Source organism: Streptomyces sp. NPDC057271 (assembly GCF_042668715.1).
Lineage (GTDB): Bacteria > Actinomycetota > Actinomycetes > Streptomycetales > Streptomycetaceae > Streptomyces.
In genome coordinates, this window is the sequence record NZ_JBHUYJ010000002.1 from 103,512 (window position 1) to 117,768 (window position 14,257).

The 14,257-nt window shown below is 73.6% G+C and carries 14 protein-coding genes and 1 other RNA gene; 8 read left to right on the forward strand and 7 right to left on the reverse strand.

The features are described from left to right. Nucleotides 1-5 precede the first annotated feature (5 nt). Nucleotides 6-947: a 3-oxoacyl-ACP reductase gene (locus ACFUJR_RS01345; protein ID WP_383170066.1), complete on the forward strand. Its 942-nt coding sequence runs from the start codon at nucleotides 6-8 to the stop codon at nucleotides 945-947. Between the two features lie 134 nt (nucleotides 948-1,081). On the opposite strand, the gene ACFUJR_RS01350 is transcribed toward ACFUJR_RS01345, so the two are convergent. Both ACFUJR_RS01350 and ACFUJR_RS01355 read right to left on the reverse strand, forming a co-directional pair. Continuing rightward, a complete protein-coding gene (locus ACFUJR_RS01350; protein WP_383170064.1) occupies nucleotides 1,082-1,219 on the reverse strand; it encodes a hypothetical protein in 138 nt (45 codons plus the stop codon). A gap of 35 nt (nucleotides 1,220-1,254) precedes the next feature. Continuing rightward, nucleotides 1,255-2,370: a hypothetical protein gene (locus ACFUJR_RS01355; protein ID WP_383170062.1), complete on the reverse strand. Its 1,116-nt coding sequence runs from the start codon at nucleotides 2,368-2,370 to the stop codon at nucleotides 1,255-1,257. 1,499 nt (nucleotides 2,371-3,869) lie between these two features. On the opposite strand from ACFUJR_RS01355, the gene ACFUJR_RS01360 reads away from it, so the two are divergent. Genes ACFUJR_RS01360 through ACFUJR_RS01370 form a run of 3 tightly spaced genes read left to right on the forward strand, consistent with a single transcriptional unit; the run spans nucleotide 3,870 to nucleotide 6,894 of the window. Continuing rightward, nucleotides 3,870-4,688: a Nif3-like dinuclear metal center hexameric protein gene (locus tag ACFUJR_RS01360; protein WP_383170060.1), complete on the forward strand. Its 819-nt coding sequence runs from the start codon at nucleotides 3,870-3,872 to the stop codon at nucleotides 4,686-4,688. After that, complete coding sequence (locus tag ACFUJR_RS01365) at nucleotides 4,685-5,428, forward strand: zinc ribbon domain-containing protein (RefSeq protein ID WP_383170071.1); 744 nt, start codon at nucleotides 4,685-4,687, stop codon at nucleotides 5,426-5,428. The genes ACFUJR_RS01360 and ACFUJR_RS01365 overlap by 4 nt, the downstream gene beginning before the upstream one ends. Next, entirely contained in the window at nucleotides 5,428-6,894 is a 1,467-nt protein-coding gene (locus tag ACFUJR_RS01370; RefSeq protein WP_383170058.1) for a bifunctional RNase H/acid phosphatase, read from the forward strand. The genes ACFUJR_RS01365 and ACFUJR_RS01370 overlap by 1 nt, the downstream gene beginning before the upstream one ends. Before the next feature lie 96 nt (nucleotides 6,895-6,990). Here the strand turns inward: ACFUJR_RS01370 and ACFUJR_RS01375 are convergent, their stop codons facing one another. Continuing rightward, nucleotides 6,991-7,623 carry a bifunctional 4-hydroxy-2-oxoglutarate aldolase/2-dehydro-3-deoxy-phosphogluconate aldolase gene (locus ACFUJR_RS01375; protein WP_383170056.1) on the reverse strand — a complete coding sequence of 211 codons (633 nt, stop codon included), beginning with the start codon at nucleotides 7,621-7,623 and terminating at the stop codon, nucleotides 6,991-6,993. A 72-nt stretch (nucleotides 7,624-7,695) separates the two neighbouring features. Next, complete coding sequence (yaaA, locus tag ACFUJR_RS01380; protein WP_383170054.1) at nucleotides 7,696-8,460, reverse strand: peroxide stress protein YaaA; 765 nt, start codon at nucleotides 8,458-8,460, stop codon at nucleotides 7,696-7,698. A 98-nt stretch (nucleotides 8,461-8,558) separates the two neighbouring features. Here yaaA and ACFUJR_RS01385 point away from each other — a divergent pair, with 98 nt between their 5' ends. Beyond that, nucleotides 8,559-10,001: an RNB domain-containing ribonuclease gene (locus tag ACFUJR_RS01385; protein ID WP_383170053.1), complete on the forward strand. Its 1,443-nt coding sequence runs from the start codon at nucleotides 8,559-8,561 to the stop codon at nucleotides 9,999-10,001. Nucleotides 10,002-10,242: 241 nt separating this feature from the next. Here ACFUJR_RS01385 and ACFUJR_RS01390 read toward each other — a convergent pair whose 3' ends face one another. Beyond that, the gene (locus ACFUJR_RS01390; protein WP_383170051.1) at nucleotides 10,243-11,010 is read right to left on the reverse strand and encodes a MerR family transcriptional regulator; all 768 of its coding nucleotides are present in this window, start codon (nucleotides 11,008-11,010) and stop codon (nucleotides 10,243-10,245) included. Between the two features lie 77 nt (nucleotides 11,011-11,087). On the opposite strand from ACFUJR_RS01390, the gene rnpB reads away from it, so the two are divergent. Beyond that, an RNA gene (gene rnpB / locus ACFUJR_RS01395) (RNase P RNA component class A) lies at nucleotides 11,088-11,488 on the forward strand. A gap of 115 nt (nucleotides 11,489-11,603) precedes the next feature. Here rnpB and ACFUJR_RS01400 read toward each other — a convergent pair. Next, nucleotides 11,604-11,918 carry a MazG-like family protein gene (locus tag ACFUJR_RS01400; RefSeq protein ID WP_383170050.1) on the reverse strand — a complete coding sequence of 105 codons (315 nt, stop codon included), beginning with the start codon at nucleotides 11,916-11,918 and terminating at the stop codon, nucleotides 11,604-11,606. A 44-nt stretch (nucleotides 11,919-11,962) separates the two neighbouring features. Here ACFUJR_RS01400 and ACFUJR_RS01405 point away from each other — a divergent pair, with 44 nt between their 5' ends. Then, entirely contained in the window at nucleotides 11,963-12,970 is a 1,008-nt protein-coding gene (locus ACFUJR_RS01405) for a hypothetical protein (protein ID WP_383170048.1), read from the forward strand. Between the two features lie 63 nt (nucleotides 12,971-13,033). Beyond that, the gene (locus tag ACFUJR_RS01410) at nucleotides 13,034-13,357 is read left to right on the forward strand and encodes a nuclear transport factor 2 family protein (RefSeq protein ID WP_383170046.1); all 324 of its coding nucleotides are present in this window, start codon (nucleotides 13,034-13,036) and stop codon (nucleotides 13,355-13,357) included. Nucleotides 13,358-13,454: 97 nt separating this feature from the next. Here ACFUJR_RS01410 and ACFUJR_RS01415 read toward each other — a convergent pair whose 3' ends face one another. Continuing rightward, nucleotides 13,455-14,210 (reverse strand): SDR family oxidoreductase, encoded by a 756-nt coding sequence (locus ACFUJR_RS01415; protein WP_383170044.1) that lies wholly within the window; start codon nucleotides 14,208-14,210, stop codon nucleotides 13,455-13,457. Nucleotides 14,211-14,257 lie beyond the last annotated feature (47 nt).

The following is a 14,257-nucleotide window of genomic DNA, read 5'->3' on the forward strand; positions in this document are numbered from 1 at the left end:
AACCGATGTCACTCCCTCTTGAGGGGCTGTCCGCGATCGTCACCGGCGCCGGCCGGGGTCTGGGCCGCGCCGAGGCGCTGGAGCTCGCCCGGCTGGGCGCGGCCGTCGTCGTCAACGACTACGGGCAGCCGGGGCGCGACGGCTCCGGCGAGGCCTCCGCCACCCCCGCCGAGGAGGTCGCCGCGGAGATCCGCGCGGCGGGCGGCCGGGCGGTCGCGCACCTCGGCGACGTCGCCGACTTCGAGGCGGCGCGGGGTCTGGTGGACCTGGCGGTGGGCGAGTTCGGGAAGCTGGACATCCTGGTCAACAACGCGGGCATCCTGCGGGACCGGATGGTCTTCTCGATGAGCGAGGACGAGTGGGACTCGGTGATCCGGGTCCATCTGAAGGGCCACTTCAACACCACACGCTTCGCTGCGGTGCACTGGAGGGGGCGGGCGAAGGCGGGGGAGGCCGGCGTGTACGGCCGGATCGTCAACACCTCGTCGGAGGCGTTCCTCGCCGGTTCCGCGGGGCAGCCGAACTACGCGGCGGCCAAGGGCGGGATCGTGGGCCTCACGACGTCGACCGCGCTCGCGCTCGCGAAGTACGGCGTGACGGTGAACGCGATCTGCCCGCGGGCGCGGACCCGGATGACGGAGGACGTCTTCGCGGGCTTCGCGGAGCCGACGGAGGGTGAGCTGGACGCGCTGGCGCCCGAACACGTCGCACCGGTCGTGGGCTATCTGGCGTCCCCGGCGGCGGCCGCCGTCAACGGCCAACTGCTCGTCGTGCACGGCGGGATGGTGGCTGTCGTCGAACGCCCCAGGGTGGCGGCGAAGTTCGACACCGCGAAGGACGCGTTCACGTACGAGGAACTGGACGGGCTGCTGTCCCCGCACTACGCGTCGCGCCCGGTGGGCGAGACGTTCGCGGCGGCGGAGGTGCTGGGCCTGAAGCGGGGCTGAGGGGTGGGAGACGCCGAACAGCCCCGGGAGATCACCCGGGGCTGTTCGACGTGGTCGCGATGACTGCTCGGCACGTACCGCTACGCGCGTACCGCTCGGCGTGTACCGCTCCGCGACCACTGCTCCGCGTTCGACTACTGCTCCGCGTCGCGGCGGTGGCGGCCGTGAGGGGAGGACGTGGAGTCCTCCGACGGCGCCGCCTCGCCGCGGTGCCTTCCGGAGCCCTGCGGCTCCGTGCCGTCCGTACGCGCTTCCGACATGGTGGAACTCACCCCGTAATGATCGCTGTTGTCGTGCGGCCGAGAGTCTAACCAGCGGCCTTACGGTCTGCGAGGGGTGCCTGCTGGAGCGGGACCGGGCGGCATACGCGCGGCTCGACGCCGACCGTGACCGCGGCCGGCTCGGGGTCCGGCGGGATGTCGAGACCGGCGAGTCCGCAGGGCGTCTCGGAGGTCGTGTACGGAAGCCTCAGCACGCCCTCCGCGGTCCACACCCCCGACCCCGCCAGCCAGCCCACCGGAGCCGCGAGCTGGTGCATCCGGCGCTCCGCCGGACGCCACATCCCCACCCAGCTACCGGCCGCCGCGTCGATCCTCAGCGCGACCGAACAGCTCTCCGGCAGCAGTATCTGTCCCGGCTGTACGGCGAAGGGGGTCACCGCCGCGTCGTCGAGCCGCAGGCACTCGGGGAACCGGACCGGCAGCAGACTGCCGAGGACGCCCCAGCCGAGCCGCTCGTGGCCGGGGGAGGGGGCGTCGGAGCGGATGAGGAGCAGTCCGCTGTCCGGATCCGCCGTCAGCAGCCGGTCGTTGCTCTCCTCGGTGATCTGGAGCAGCGGCGTCACCTCGCCCCCGCGCTCCAGGTCGACCGCCACCGCCTTCACGGGTCCGTCGTCGAGGCTGCGGTCGAGGGCGAGCATCCGTCCCGTACGGTCCAGCCAGACGCCGCCCGTGCAACGGCCCCTGACCTCCGCGACCTGCTCAGGACCGAACGCCCCGCCCGCCACCAGCCAGATCGTGGTGGTGTCCGCGCCGACGCACATCGCGTACCCGCAGATGCCGTCCGGGGAGGGCGGCAGGAGGACCAGTTCGTCGGACTCGACCGCCCCCAGGGGAAGTTGCCCCGTCCCGGGGCCCGTCGGGTACAGCAGGGAGAAGGTATGGCGGCGGCCGTCCACCCGGCGGCCGATCAACACCCGTCCGTCCGCGAGCGGAAGCAGCTGGGTGTGGGACTCCTCGGGCTGGTCGAGCGGCAGCGGTACGGCGTAGGGCTCCGGCCCGTCCAGCGTCCAACGCTCCGCGTACAGGGCGTCCCCCGTGCCGGCGAGCCGCGCCGCGTACGCCCCGTTCGCCGTGATCGTGAACCGCGCCGGCCGCACCGCGCCGCCGTCGTCCGTCGTTGCCTCGATGGCACAGGCTGTCATCGACTCGTCACCTCCGGCCACCGAAGCTAGTTTTCGCACTTCCTGCCGAACAACACGAGCCCGGTCACTTCACACATAAGGGTGGCCGTGAATCGATTCTGCTGAGGGCAGGGGGCCGGTTGTGCTGGAGAGACGACGGGTGCGCGAGGTAAGGCGATCCTGAGTGGAGCCTGTGGCTCCGGGTACGGGGCCCGTTCTGCACCGGTCCCGGACGCTCGCGTCGCGGTTCGGGACCGGCCTGCGCGGCGGTCCGCGGCCGGCTCGCACGCCGGTCGCGCGCAGGATCCACCGCGGGTCCGAGCCGCCGTCCCCGTACCCGTACCGGAGAAGCCCCATGTCCCTCCGCCGCCGTGGCACTCGCCGCCGCGCTCTCCCTCGCGGCCTGCGGAAACGGGGACGCCGCCTCGGGGTGCGGCCCGGGGTGTCGCCTCGGGGAAGGAGGAGGGCGCCGCCGGGAAGGACGTCGCCGCGGGCGGCAAGGACTGCGGTGACGCGGCCGCCAAGACGCCGGCCATGGGCAGGGACGCCAGGCCCGGCCAGTGCCGGCGCACCCCCACCCACGCGCTCGGCACGACCGAGATCGTCGCCGCCCCGAAGCGGGTCGTCGTACTCGGCGTCGGCGAGGACGACGACGTCGTCCCGCTCGGCCGGAAGCCCGAGGGATACGCCCTCTGTGGGGGAGGACGATGGCATTCCCACGTATCCGAGGACGCCGGAGCCCCCGAGTCCGTCGCCACCATCGACAGCCTCGACCTCACCTCCGAGGCGACCGCGAACCTGGAGCCCGCCCCGACCCTCGGCAGCCGGCCGCGGACACGTACCACGAGCTGTCGTACGGCGAGCTGTCGAAGCCCGTCCCCACCGTCTTCTCCATCCGCCCGCCTTGGCCCGGAAGGGAGAACCACCTCCTCGACGCCGCGGCCCTGGACAGGACCGCCGACGCGAAGGCGAGGGCTCGCCGCGTCCGAGACCAGGGCGAAGCAGTCGGGCACGGACACCGGCCCGGACGAGCCGTCCCACTCGATGGTCCGTCACCTGCCGGGCAGGACCCGCCTCTCGCCAAGGCGTCCTTCGTCGGCACCATCCGTGAGGACGCGGGACTGCGCCAACCCAGGAGCCGGCGGATCGACGATCCCACAGCCGAGATCGGCCCGGAGAGGATCGAGCCGGCCGACGCCGACCGGATCGTCACCGGCGTCCACGGCGACCCGAAGGCCGCCAAGCGCGACACCGCGCAGGCCGACCCGCTGTGGAAGAACCTCACGGGCGGTCGAGGCCGGCCGCGCCGAGGACGTCCCGGACGAGACCTGGTACCCGGGCATCGGTGTGACGGCGGCGAACAGCGTCCCCGACGACCTGCGCGCCGACCTCGTCGGGAAGCGGCGACGCGACCTCGCGCAGACGGAACGACGCGAACGCGCGACGACGGGTCGCGGTGGCCGGTCGCGGTTGTCCACAGGCAGGACGGCGCGGCACGCAGGCCAGGTAGCCTTGCCCCCGTGCCCCGTCTGTCTGAAGTCATCGCCGCGCTCGACGCTCTCTGGCCGCCCGAGCGGGCGGAGCAGTGGGACGCCGTCGGCACGGTCTGCGGCGCCCCCGACGCCGAGGTCGCCCGCGTCCTCTTCGCGGTCGACCCCGTCCAGGAGATCGCCGACGAGGCGATCGCGCTCGGCGCCGATCTGATCGTCACCCACCACCCCCTCTATCTGCGGGGTACGACGACGGTCGCGGCCTCGCACTTCAAGGGCCGCGTCGTGCACACGCTGATCAAGCACGACATCGCCCTGCACGTGGCGCACACCAACGCCGACACCGCCGACCCCGGAGTCTCGGACGCCCTCGCCGGCGCCCTCGACCTGCGGATCACCGGCCCCCTGGTCCCCGAGAGCAACCTCGGCCGGATCTGCGAGCTGGACCACCCCGAGACGCTGGCCGAGTTCGCGGCCCGCGCCGCGAAGCGGCTGCCCGCCACCGCGCAGGGCATCCGGGTCGCCGGAGACCCGGGGATGACCGTCCGCCGGGTCGCGGTCAGCGGCGGCTCGGGCGACAGCCTCTTCGACGCCGTACGGGCCGCGGGCGTGGACGCCTTCCTCACCGCCGACCTGCGCCACCACCCGGTGTCCGAGGCCACCCAGCACGCGCCGATCGGCCTGGTCGACGCCGCCCACTGGGCCACCGAGTGGCCCTGGTGCGAGCAGGCGGCCGCCCAGCTCGACGAGATTTCCGACCGCCATGGCTGGGACCTGCGTGTCCACGTCTCGAAGACGGTCACCGACCCCTGGTCCTCCCATCACACCTCCCCTGGAGCCCCCAACTGAACGCCGCGCCCGCCGACCAGATCCGACTCCTCGACGTCCAGGCCCTAGACGTCCGTCTCCAGCAGCTCGCCCACAAGCGCAGGTCGCTGCCCGAGCACGCCGAGATCGAGTCGCTGAACAAGGACCTCACGCAGCTGCGCGACCTGCTCGTCGCCGCGCAGACCGAGGAGAGCGACTGCGCCCGCGAGCAGACCAAGGCCGAGCAGGACGTCGACCAGGTCCGCCAGCGCGCCGCGCGGGACCAGCAGCGGCTGGACTCCGGAGCCGTCTCCTCCCCGAAGGACCTGGAGAACCTCCAGCGCGAGATCACCTCGCTCGCCAAGCGCCAGGGCGACCTGGAGGACATCGTCCTCGAGGTCATGGAGCGCCGTGAGTCGGCGGCCGAGCGGGTCGCCGAGCTGACCGAGCGGGCCACCGCCGTCCAGGCCAAGGCCGACGACGCGACCGCCCGCCGCGACGCGGCGCAGGGCGAGCTGGACAGCGAGGCGGCGTCGGTCGGCAAGGAGCGTGAGCTCGTCGCCGGTTCCGTCCCGGCCGACCTGCTGAAGCTCTACGAGAAGCTGCGCGAGCAGCAGGGCGGTGTCGGCGCGGCGCGGCTGTACCAGCGCAAGTGCGAGGGCTGCCACATCGAGCTGAACATCACCGAGCTGAACGAGGTCCGGGCGGCCGCCGCGGACACGGTCGTGCGGTGTGAGAACTGCCGTCGGATCCTGGTTCGCACGTCGGAGTCCGGCCTGTAATGACGGCCGTCAGGGAAGTCGTCGTCGAGGCCGACGGGGGATCCCGGGGGAACCCGGGGCCCGCCGGATACGGCGCGGTCGTCCTGGACCCGGTGACCGGCGAGACGCTCGCGGAGCGTGCCGAGTACATCGGGGTCGCCACGAACAACGTCGCCGAGTACAAGGGCCTGGTGGCCGGGCTCAAGGCGGCGCGTGAGCTGTTCCCGGACGCCTCGGTGCACGTCCGGATGGACTCCAAGCTGGTCGTCGAGCAGATGTCCGGCCGCTGGAAGATCAAGCACCCGGACATGAAGCCGCTCGCGGCGGAGGCGGCCCGGGTCTTCCCCGCGCGCCAGGTCCGGTACGAGTGGATCCCGCGCGAGAAGAACAAGCACGCGGACCGGCTCGCGAACGAGGCGATGGACGCGGGCAAGCGCGGCAGGCAGTGGGAGCCGTCGGCGTCCTCCGCGGCCCTGGACGCCTCGGCGGCGACCTCGGGCCCTCCCGGCGACGCGACGGCGGGCGCGGCCCGCGCGAGGGCGGCGCTCGTCGGTACGGGTTCCGGTCCGGGTACGTCCGTCGGCGCGCGTGGGGGCTCCGGTTCCGGCGCGGGCGCGTCCTCCGGTCCGGGCGCGTCCTCCGGCGCGGGTAGGCGTTCCGGTGGCGTGGGTGGTCCGGCCGGTGACGGTCTGTTCGCGGCCGACGAGACGATCGCGGCGCAGGCCCGCGCATCCCTCGCGGCGGCCGCCACGGCCGAGCGCGAGTCCGCGGCGAGCGGCGACTTCGAGGCCGAGGCCGGTGTCCGGGGCCACGAGCCCGCGCCGGCCGCGCCCGCCGCGCCCGGCTGGGGGGCGCCCGACATGGGAGCGCCGGCCACGTTCGTGCTGCTCCGGCACGGCGAGACCGCGCTCACACCCGAGAAGCGGTTCTCCGGGAGCGGCGGTTCCGACCCCGAGCTGTCCGCCGCCGGGCTGCGTCAGGCCGACGCCGTCGCCGCCGCGCTCGCCGCGCGCGGCACGATCCAGGACATCGTCAGCTCGCCGCTCAGGCGGTGCCGGCAGACCGCCGAGGCCGTCGCCGCCCGGCTCGGACTCGACGTACGGATCGAGGACGGGCTGCGCGAGACCGACTTCGGGGCCTGGGAAGGACTGACCTTCGCCGAGGTGCGGGAGCGGCACGCCGACGACCTGGACGCCTGGCTCGCCTCGCCCAAGGCCGCCCCGACCGGCGGCGGCGAGAGCTTCGCGACCGTCGCGCGGCGCGTCTCGGCGACCCGGGACCGGCTGACCGCCGCGTACGCGGGCCGCACCGTCCTCCTCGTCACCCACGTCACGCCCGTCAAGACGCTGGTGCGGCTCGCCCTCGGCGCCCCGCCGGAGTCGCTCTTCCGGATGGAGCTCTCGGCGGCCTCACTGTCGGCCGTGGCGTACTACGCGGACGGCAACGCCTCCGTACGGCTCCTGAACGACACCTCGCACCTGAGGTGACCTGAAGCGCCTGAGGCGACCCGAACCGGGGGCGGGGACACGGACGAACGTGACCCCGCCCCCGTCGCGTTCCCCAGCGCCCTGCCGCCCGCCCCGTCAGCTCGCCCGCAGCTGCGCCGCCTCGCGCGCCAGGGACTCCACCCGTGCCCAGTCGCGGGCCGCGAGGGCGTCGGCGGGCAGCATCCACGTACCCCCGACACACCCCACGTTGGGAAGCGACAGGTACGACGGGGCCGAGATCGGGGAGATGCCGCCGGTCGGGCAGAACCGGGCCTGGGGGAGCGGGCCGGAGAGCGACTTCAGGTACGGGACGCCGCCCGCCGCCTCCGCCGGGAAGAACTTCATCTCGCGCACCCCGAGCTCCAGCAGTGCCACGACCTCCGAGGTGGTCGACACCCCCGGCAGGAACGGCACACCCGAAGACCGCATGGCGCCCAGCAGGCTCTCCGTCCAGCCGGGGCTCACCAGGAAGCGCGCCCCCGCGCCGACCGCGTCCGCGACGCCGACAGGGGAGACGACGGTGCCCGCGCCGACGACGGCGTCCGGGACCTCGGCCGCGATCGCGCGGACGGCGTCGAGCGCGGCGGGGGTCCGCAGGGTCACCTCGATCGCGGGCAGACCACCCGAGACCAGGGCACGAGCCAGCGGTACGGCGTCGGATGCGTCCTCGATCACCACCACCGGGACGACAGGGGCGAGGCCGAGGACCGAGGGCAGCGCGGAGGTCATGGACGTCATCCTGCCCGCCCGCGACAACCTGCACAACGAGCGTTGCGCTATATGCAACGACGGGCGTCGGCCCTAGTGGATCTCGTCCACCAGCACGTCCAGCACCCCCGCCTTGCCCTCCTCCACCACGTACGTGAGATCCCGCAGCGCCTCCACCAACTCCACCGGGTCCTTCGGCGCCGCGCCGGCCTCCAGCAGGCTGCGCACGATCCGCCCCTTGGTCGCCTTGTTGAAGTGGCTGACCACCTTCCGCGTCGGCGCGTGCAGCACCCGGACCGTCGCCGTCCGCGCCGCCACCTCGCCCTTCGGGCGCCACGCGGACGTGTACGCCGAGGACCGCAGGTCCAGGACGAGCCCTTCCCCCGCCGCCTCCGGCATGACGGACGCCATCGCGCCCCGCCAGTGCGTGCCGAGCGCCCCGAGCCCCGGCAGCTTCACGCCCATCGAGCAGCGGTACGACGGAATCCGGTCGTCCACCCGCACCGCGCCCCACAGCCCCGAGAACACCAGGAGCGACGCCCGCGCCCGCTTCCGGGCCGCGGCGTCCAGCGTGGCCAGGCCGAGCGCGTCGTACAGCACCCCGGTGTAGATCTCGCCGGCCGGCCGGGCGCCCGCCGTGCGCAGCTCCACGTTCTTGGCGATCTCGCCGCGGAGCCCCTCGCTCAGCCCGAGCACCTCGCGCGCCTTCTCCTCGTCGGCGGCGCACAGCTCGACCAGCTCGTCCAGGACCGCCGCCCGTGCCTCGGCCAGGCCCGGCAGGGACAGGGACTCCGGCTTGAGCGGCGCCCCGCGCCCCGACGCGGCCTTACCCTCCGACGGCGGCAACAGCACGAGCACGGTGGTTCTCCTTCGTACGTTCAGGGGCTGGGGGTGCGGCCCCAGAGCGTTCAGCCTACAAAGTGCCGGTCCCCGCCCCCCCGCCATACGCTCGGTCCATGCCCCGCCGCCACATCCACGTGACCGGCGCAGCCGAGGCTCCGCTGCGGGCCGCGCTGCGCGCACTCCGTACCGAGCTGGCGATCCCCGACGCGTTCCCGCCGGACGCCCTCGCCGAGGCAGAGGCGGTGGCCAAGGCGCCCCGCCTCCCCGGTCACGACGCCACCGACATCCCGTTCTTCACGATCGACCCGCCGACCTCCACCGACCTCGACCAGGCCATGCACCTGGCCCGCCGCGCCGACGGCGGCTACCGCGTGCACTACGCGATCGCCGACGTGGCCGCCTTCGTCGCACCCGGTTCCGCGCTCGACGCCGAGGCCCACCGCCGGGTCCTCACCCTGTACTTCCCCGACGGCAAGGCTCCCCTCCACCCCGCCGTCCTCTCCGAGGACGCGGCGAGCCTGCTGCCCGGCCGTCCGCGCCCCGCACTGCTGTGGCGGATCGACCTCGACGCCGAGGGCCGCCGGGTGGCAACCGACGTGCGCCGCGCCCTCGTCCGCAGCCGCGCCAAACTCGACTACGCCGGCGTGCAGGCTCAGATCGACGCGGGCACGGCCGAGGAACCGCTCGCCCTGCTCAAGGTCGTCGGCTCTCTCCGCGAGGCCCTCGAAGCGGAACGCGGCGGGATCTCCCTCAACGTGCCCGAGCAGGAGATCGTCGAGCAGGACCACACGTACGCACTGACCTACCGTGCCCCGCTGCCCGCCGACGGCTGGAACGCCCAGATCTCCCTCCTGACCGGAATGGCCGCCGCCGACCTGATGACCGCCGCCGGCACCGGCATCCTGCGGACGCTCCCCACCGCGCCCGTCGGCGAGGTCGCCCGGCTGCGCCGCTCCGCGCACGCCCTCGGCGTCGACTGGCCGCACCACGTCTCGTACGCGGACGTCGTCCGTCACACCGACCCCGCCAACCCCCGCCACGCCGCCTTCCTGCAGGAGTGCACGACCCTGCTCCGCGGCGCGGGCTACAGCGTCTTCACCGACGGCGGCATCCCGACGCCCGCCGTCCACGCCGCCGTGGCCGACGAGTACACCCACTGCACCGCGCCGCTGCGCCGACTGGTCGACCGGTACGCGGGCGAGCTGTGCCTCGCGGCCGTGGCGGGCGAGGAGCCGCCGGAGTGGGTACGGGCCGCGCTCCCCTCCCTCCCCGGCGAGATGGCGACCGGCTCGCGGCGCGCCAACACCATCGAGCGCGAGTCCGTCGACATCGTCGAGGCGGCGCTGCTCGCCGGGCGGATCGGAGAGATCTTCGACGCGTACGTGATCGATGTGAAGGAGCGCGAACCGGCCGTCGGGACCGTCCACCTCGACGACCCGGCGATCGTCGCCCGGATCGAGGGCGGTACCGGTCGGCTGCCGCTCGGGGAGTGGCTGCGGGTCCGGCTCACACAGGCGGACCCGCTGTCGGCGAAGGCCCGGTTCGCCCCGGCGTGAACGACTGCGCGGTGGTGACGGGGGCACTCGGGACAGCCCCCTGCCGCGCCGGCCCGTGCCGGGTCCGCCGGGACCGCCGGGGTCAGGGCCCGGTAGAAGGCCCGGGGGTCGTCCGCGCGGCAGCGCACGATCCGCACGGCGCGGGGCCCCGGGATACCGGGGCAAGTCGACCGGCTCGGTCAGCTCGACGGTGACGGACGTCCGCGAGGCGACGGCGAGGTTCAGCTTCCCTTCGGTCCGGTCACGGGGCCCGCTCCGCGACCAGGCGGAGGGCGTGGAGGACGGCGGCGGACTGGGCGGGGGAGAAGTCACCGAAGAAGGCCTCGGCGAACTGCCCCGGCGGTACACCGCCCTGCTCGCCGAGCTGCGCCGCCACGGAGTCCGGCAGGAGGCCGGCGAGGGCCTGTCCCGTCTCGGCCACGCGCGGGTCGTCCCGGTCGGCGTCCGCGAGGGCGTCGAGGCGGGCGTACACGTCGTGGGCGCGGGCGACGGCCTCCGGGTCCGTGGTCATGGCGCGCATCGTGGCGAGGAGCCGCGTCCGCTCCTCGTCCGGCGCGACGGTGTCGAGGAGCGAGAGGATCTCGCGGTCCATGACGGCCATGGGGGACTCCGGGACCTCCCCCAGACCCGCGAACAGCTCGCCCAGCTCGGGCGAGACGGGGCCCTCGGCGGTCAGCCGTCCGGCCCGCGCCTCTCCGAGCAGCTCGGCGAGCCGCCTGCGCCGCTTCCGGATCACGGCCTCCTGCCGGGCGAGGTCGGTGTCCAGCTCGGCGAGCACCTCCACCAGCTCCCGCCCCTCGTCGTCGGCGAGTACGTCCCGCACCTCGTCGAGCCCGAGGCCGAGCTCGGTCAGCCGCCGGATCCGGGCGAGCAGGACGGCGTCCCGGATGCCGTACTCGCGGTAGCCGTTGGCCAGCCGTACGGGCTCGGGCAGCAGCCCGAGATGGTGGTAGTGCCGCACCGCCCGCGGGGTGACCCCGACGAGCGCGGCGATCTCGCCGGTTCGCATGGGGTCAGTAGAAACCCTGACGCTGCGACAAGGTCAAGCGGGCGCCGGGCGGCGGGTAGCATGGTCGGCACGGCAGACGAGCCGGGCGGGCGGCCGCGTGGGGATCCTCGGATCCTCCCGAGGAACGTCCGGGCTCCACAGGGCAGGGTGGTGGCTAACGGCCACCCGGGGTGACCCGCGGGACAGTGCCACAGAAAACAGACCGCCGGGGACCTCGGTCCTCGGTAAGGGTGAAACGGTGGTGTAAGAGACCACCAGCGCCTGAGGTGACTCAGGCGGCTAGGTAAACCCCACCCGGAGCAAGGTCAAGAGGGGTCGTCCTCGGACGACTCTGCGCGAACGATCGAGGGCTGCCCGCCCGAGTTCGCGGGTAGACCGCACGAGGCCGGCGGCAACGCCGGCCCTAGATGGATGGCCGTCACCCCGACGACCGCGAGGTCCCGGGGTACAGAACCCGGCGTACAGCCCAGCTCGTCTGCCCCTACCCCCTGATCGGGGGTTCCCCGGGGCGGGAGCGCCGACCGGTGGCACGACCGGGACGCGGGGACGAACGGACCTCGCCCGCGGCCGGGCCCCGCGCGCGAGCCGCGCCGTCACTCCGTCAGAGACCGCTCCGCCACCCGCCGCAGGTGGCCGGCGAAGACCTCGGCGGCGTCGGGGGTCAGCGTCCGCAGTGCCACCATCGCCGTGATGATCACGTCGCACAGCTCGGACTCGACGTCCTGCCAGGTGTGCGAGGCCCCCTTGCGCGGGTTCTGTCCCGTGGCGCCGATGACGGCCTCCGCCACCTCACCGACCTCCTCCGAGAGCTTCAGGACACGCAGCAGGACGTCCTGCTCCGGCGGGAGGGTGTGGTGCGCGGAGATCCAGGAGGCGAGGCGGTCGACGGTGTTCCACGGGTCGGTCATGGAGAGGAAGACTGCCAGTTCAACACGGTCGGTAGGGTACGCGCGTGATTTTCGGACGTAAGCGGCTCCAGGCCGCCATGGGCGAGTTCGAGACCGCCCTGCGGGCGCGGGACGGCGCTGCGGCCGAGCGGGGCTTCGAGGGGCTGCACCGGGCTTTCGGGCGTGCCCGGGACGAGGAGTTGCGGGAGGCCGGGCCCCGGCTCGCGGCGTTCCTGGCCGAGGTGCCGCCGGGCCCGCGGGCCGTGGTCGCGGTCATGGTCGGCTCGTGCGTGGAGCGGGGTGCCGACGCGGTCGTCTGCGCGCCCGCCGTCTTCGCGGCCGCACGTGACGCGTTCGAGGCCGCCGAGGTGTTCTGTGAGCGGTGGGCGGCCACCGGTGGTGACCTGCCGGGCCACGAGGGCGACCTCACGGAGGCCGACGTCGAGCGGGTCGGCTACGACGCCGTCGTCGGCTGGGAGTCGCTGCCGAAGTGGGAGATGGCCTGCGTCGCGATGCTCAACGCGAAAGCCGTACGGAGTGAGGCCGCCGGCAGGCAGGAACTGCGGGCCGCCGTGGAGCGCGTGCAGGACGCGTCGAACGAACCGTTCAAGTGCCTCGCCTACGCCCTCGTCGTGCTGGACGACGAGCCGCTCGTCGTGCTCGACCGGAAGACCGGTGCCGGTTTCGCCGTACGTGTCTCAGGGATCGGCGACAACTTCCAGCTGCACACCCTTCTCGCCGACGCCCTGATCGGCGGCGGACACCTGTCCGGCACGGCGCCCTCCCCGCAGGCCGTCGCCGTGTGCCGCGATCAGCCCGGGACGACCTCGACCACCGGCTCCTTCGATCTCGTCGGCGCGGACGGCGCATGGATCTGGAACGAGGGCAACCCCTCGGAGATCCCCCTCGTCGACGGCGTACGGATTGTGGTCCTCGACCCGCCGCCGTACGAGCGGAGCCGGCCTGCCGGACGGTTCTTCCCCGGTATGACCGGCGAGCTCGTGCCGGAAGGCGTCCTGTCCGAGGCCGAGGCCGCGGGGCTGCTCGTCCAGGTGGCGGAGTCCGTGCGCTGAGGCGCGGCACATGTGCGGCCCGGGTCCGTGGGGATCGGGGTGGGGCGGTGTACGGGTAGGGCCATGACGATTCCCGTGGACAGACTCACCGATCCCGCCGTGCGCACCTTCGTCGCGGCCCTCAACGCCAACGACCGCGACGCGTTCTTCGCGGTCCTCACCCCCGGCGCCACCATGTCCGACGACGGCTCCGACCGGAACGTCGACGAGTGGACCGACAAGGAGATCTTCTCCTCGCGCGGCCATATGGAGATCGAGTCCGAGAAGGACGGCGGCCACGCCCTCGTCGCCCGCTACCGCAACGACACCTGGGGCGAGATGCGGACCGCCTGGCGGTTCCACGTGCAGGACGGGAAGGTCACCCGCTTCGAGACGGGCCAGGCCTAGCTGTACTGCCCCGGGAGGGGGCCTGCCACGGGCCTCTCGGCACCTGCTCCCGAGAGGCCTTTCCGGGGCCCTCCGGCCAGAGCCCTTCCGGGACCCCCTAGCCCCGGCCGATGTACGGCATCGCCGTCGCCATCACCGTCGCGAACTGCACGTTCGCCTCCAGCGGCAGAGCTGCCATGTGCACCACCGTCGCCGCCACGTCCGCCGCGTCCATCACCGGCTCCGCCGCCAGCTCCCCGTTCGCCTGCAGGATCCCCGACTGCATCCGTGCCGTCATCTCCGTCGCCGCGTTCCCGATGTCGATCTGACCGCACGCGATCCGGTACGGGCGCCCGTCCAGCGACAGCGACTTCGTCAGGCCCGTCATCGCGTGCTTGGTCGCCGTGTACGCGATCGAGTGCGGGCGCGGCACATGCGCCGAGATCGAGCCGTTGTTGATGATCCGGCCGCCCCGAGGGGACTGCTCCTTCATCACCCGGAACGCCGCCTGGGCGCACAGGAACGAGCCGGTCAGGTTCACGTCCACGACCGAGCGCCAGGTCTCGTGGGCCAGGTCCTCGACCGGGGTCCCGCCGCCGGCGAACGTCCCCGCGTTGTTGAAGAGCAGGTCGACCCGGCCGAACCCGTCCCGGACCGCCTCGAAGAGGGACGCCACCTGATCCGGTGAGGTCACGTCCGTCGGGACGCACAGCGTGTCGGCCGACGGGACGGACGCCGCCGTCTCCTCCAGGGGCTCGCGCCGGCGGCCCGCCAGCGCCACCGACCAGCCCGCCTCGGCCAGGGCCACGGCCACACTCCGGCCGATGCCCGATCCCGCTCCCGTCACCACTGCGATGCGCGACTCAGTGCTCATGGGCGCGCAGCGTACGTGAGATCGGTGCACAGGGAACTCATCTGTCC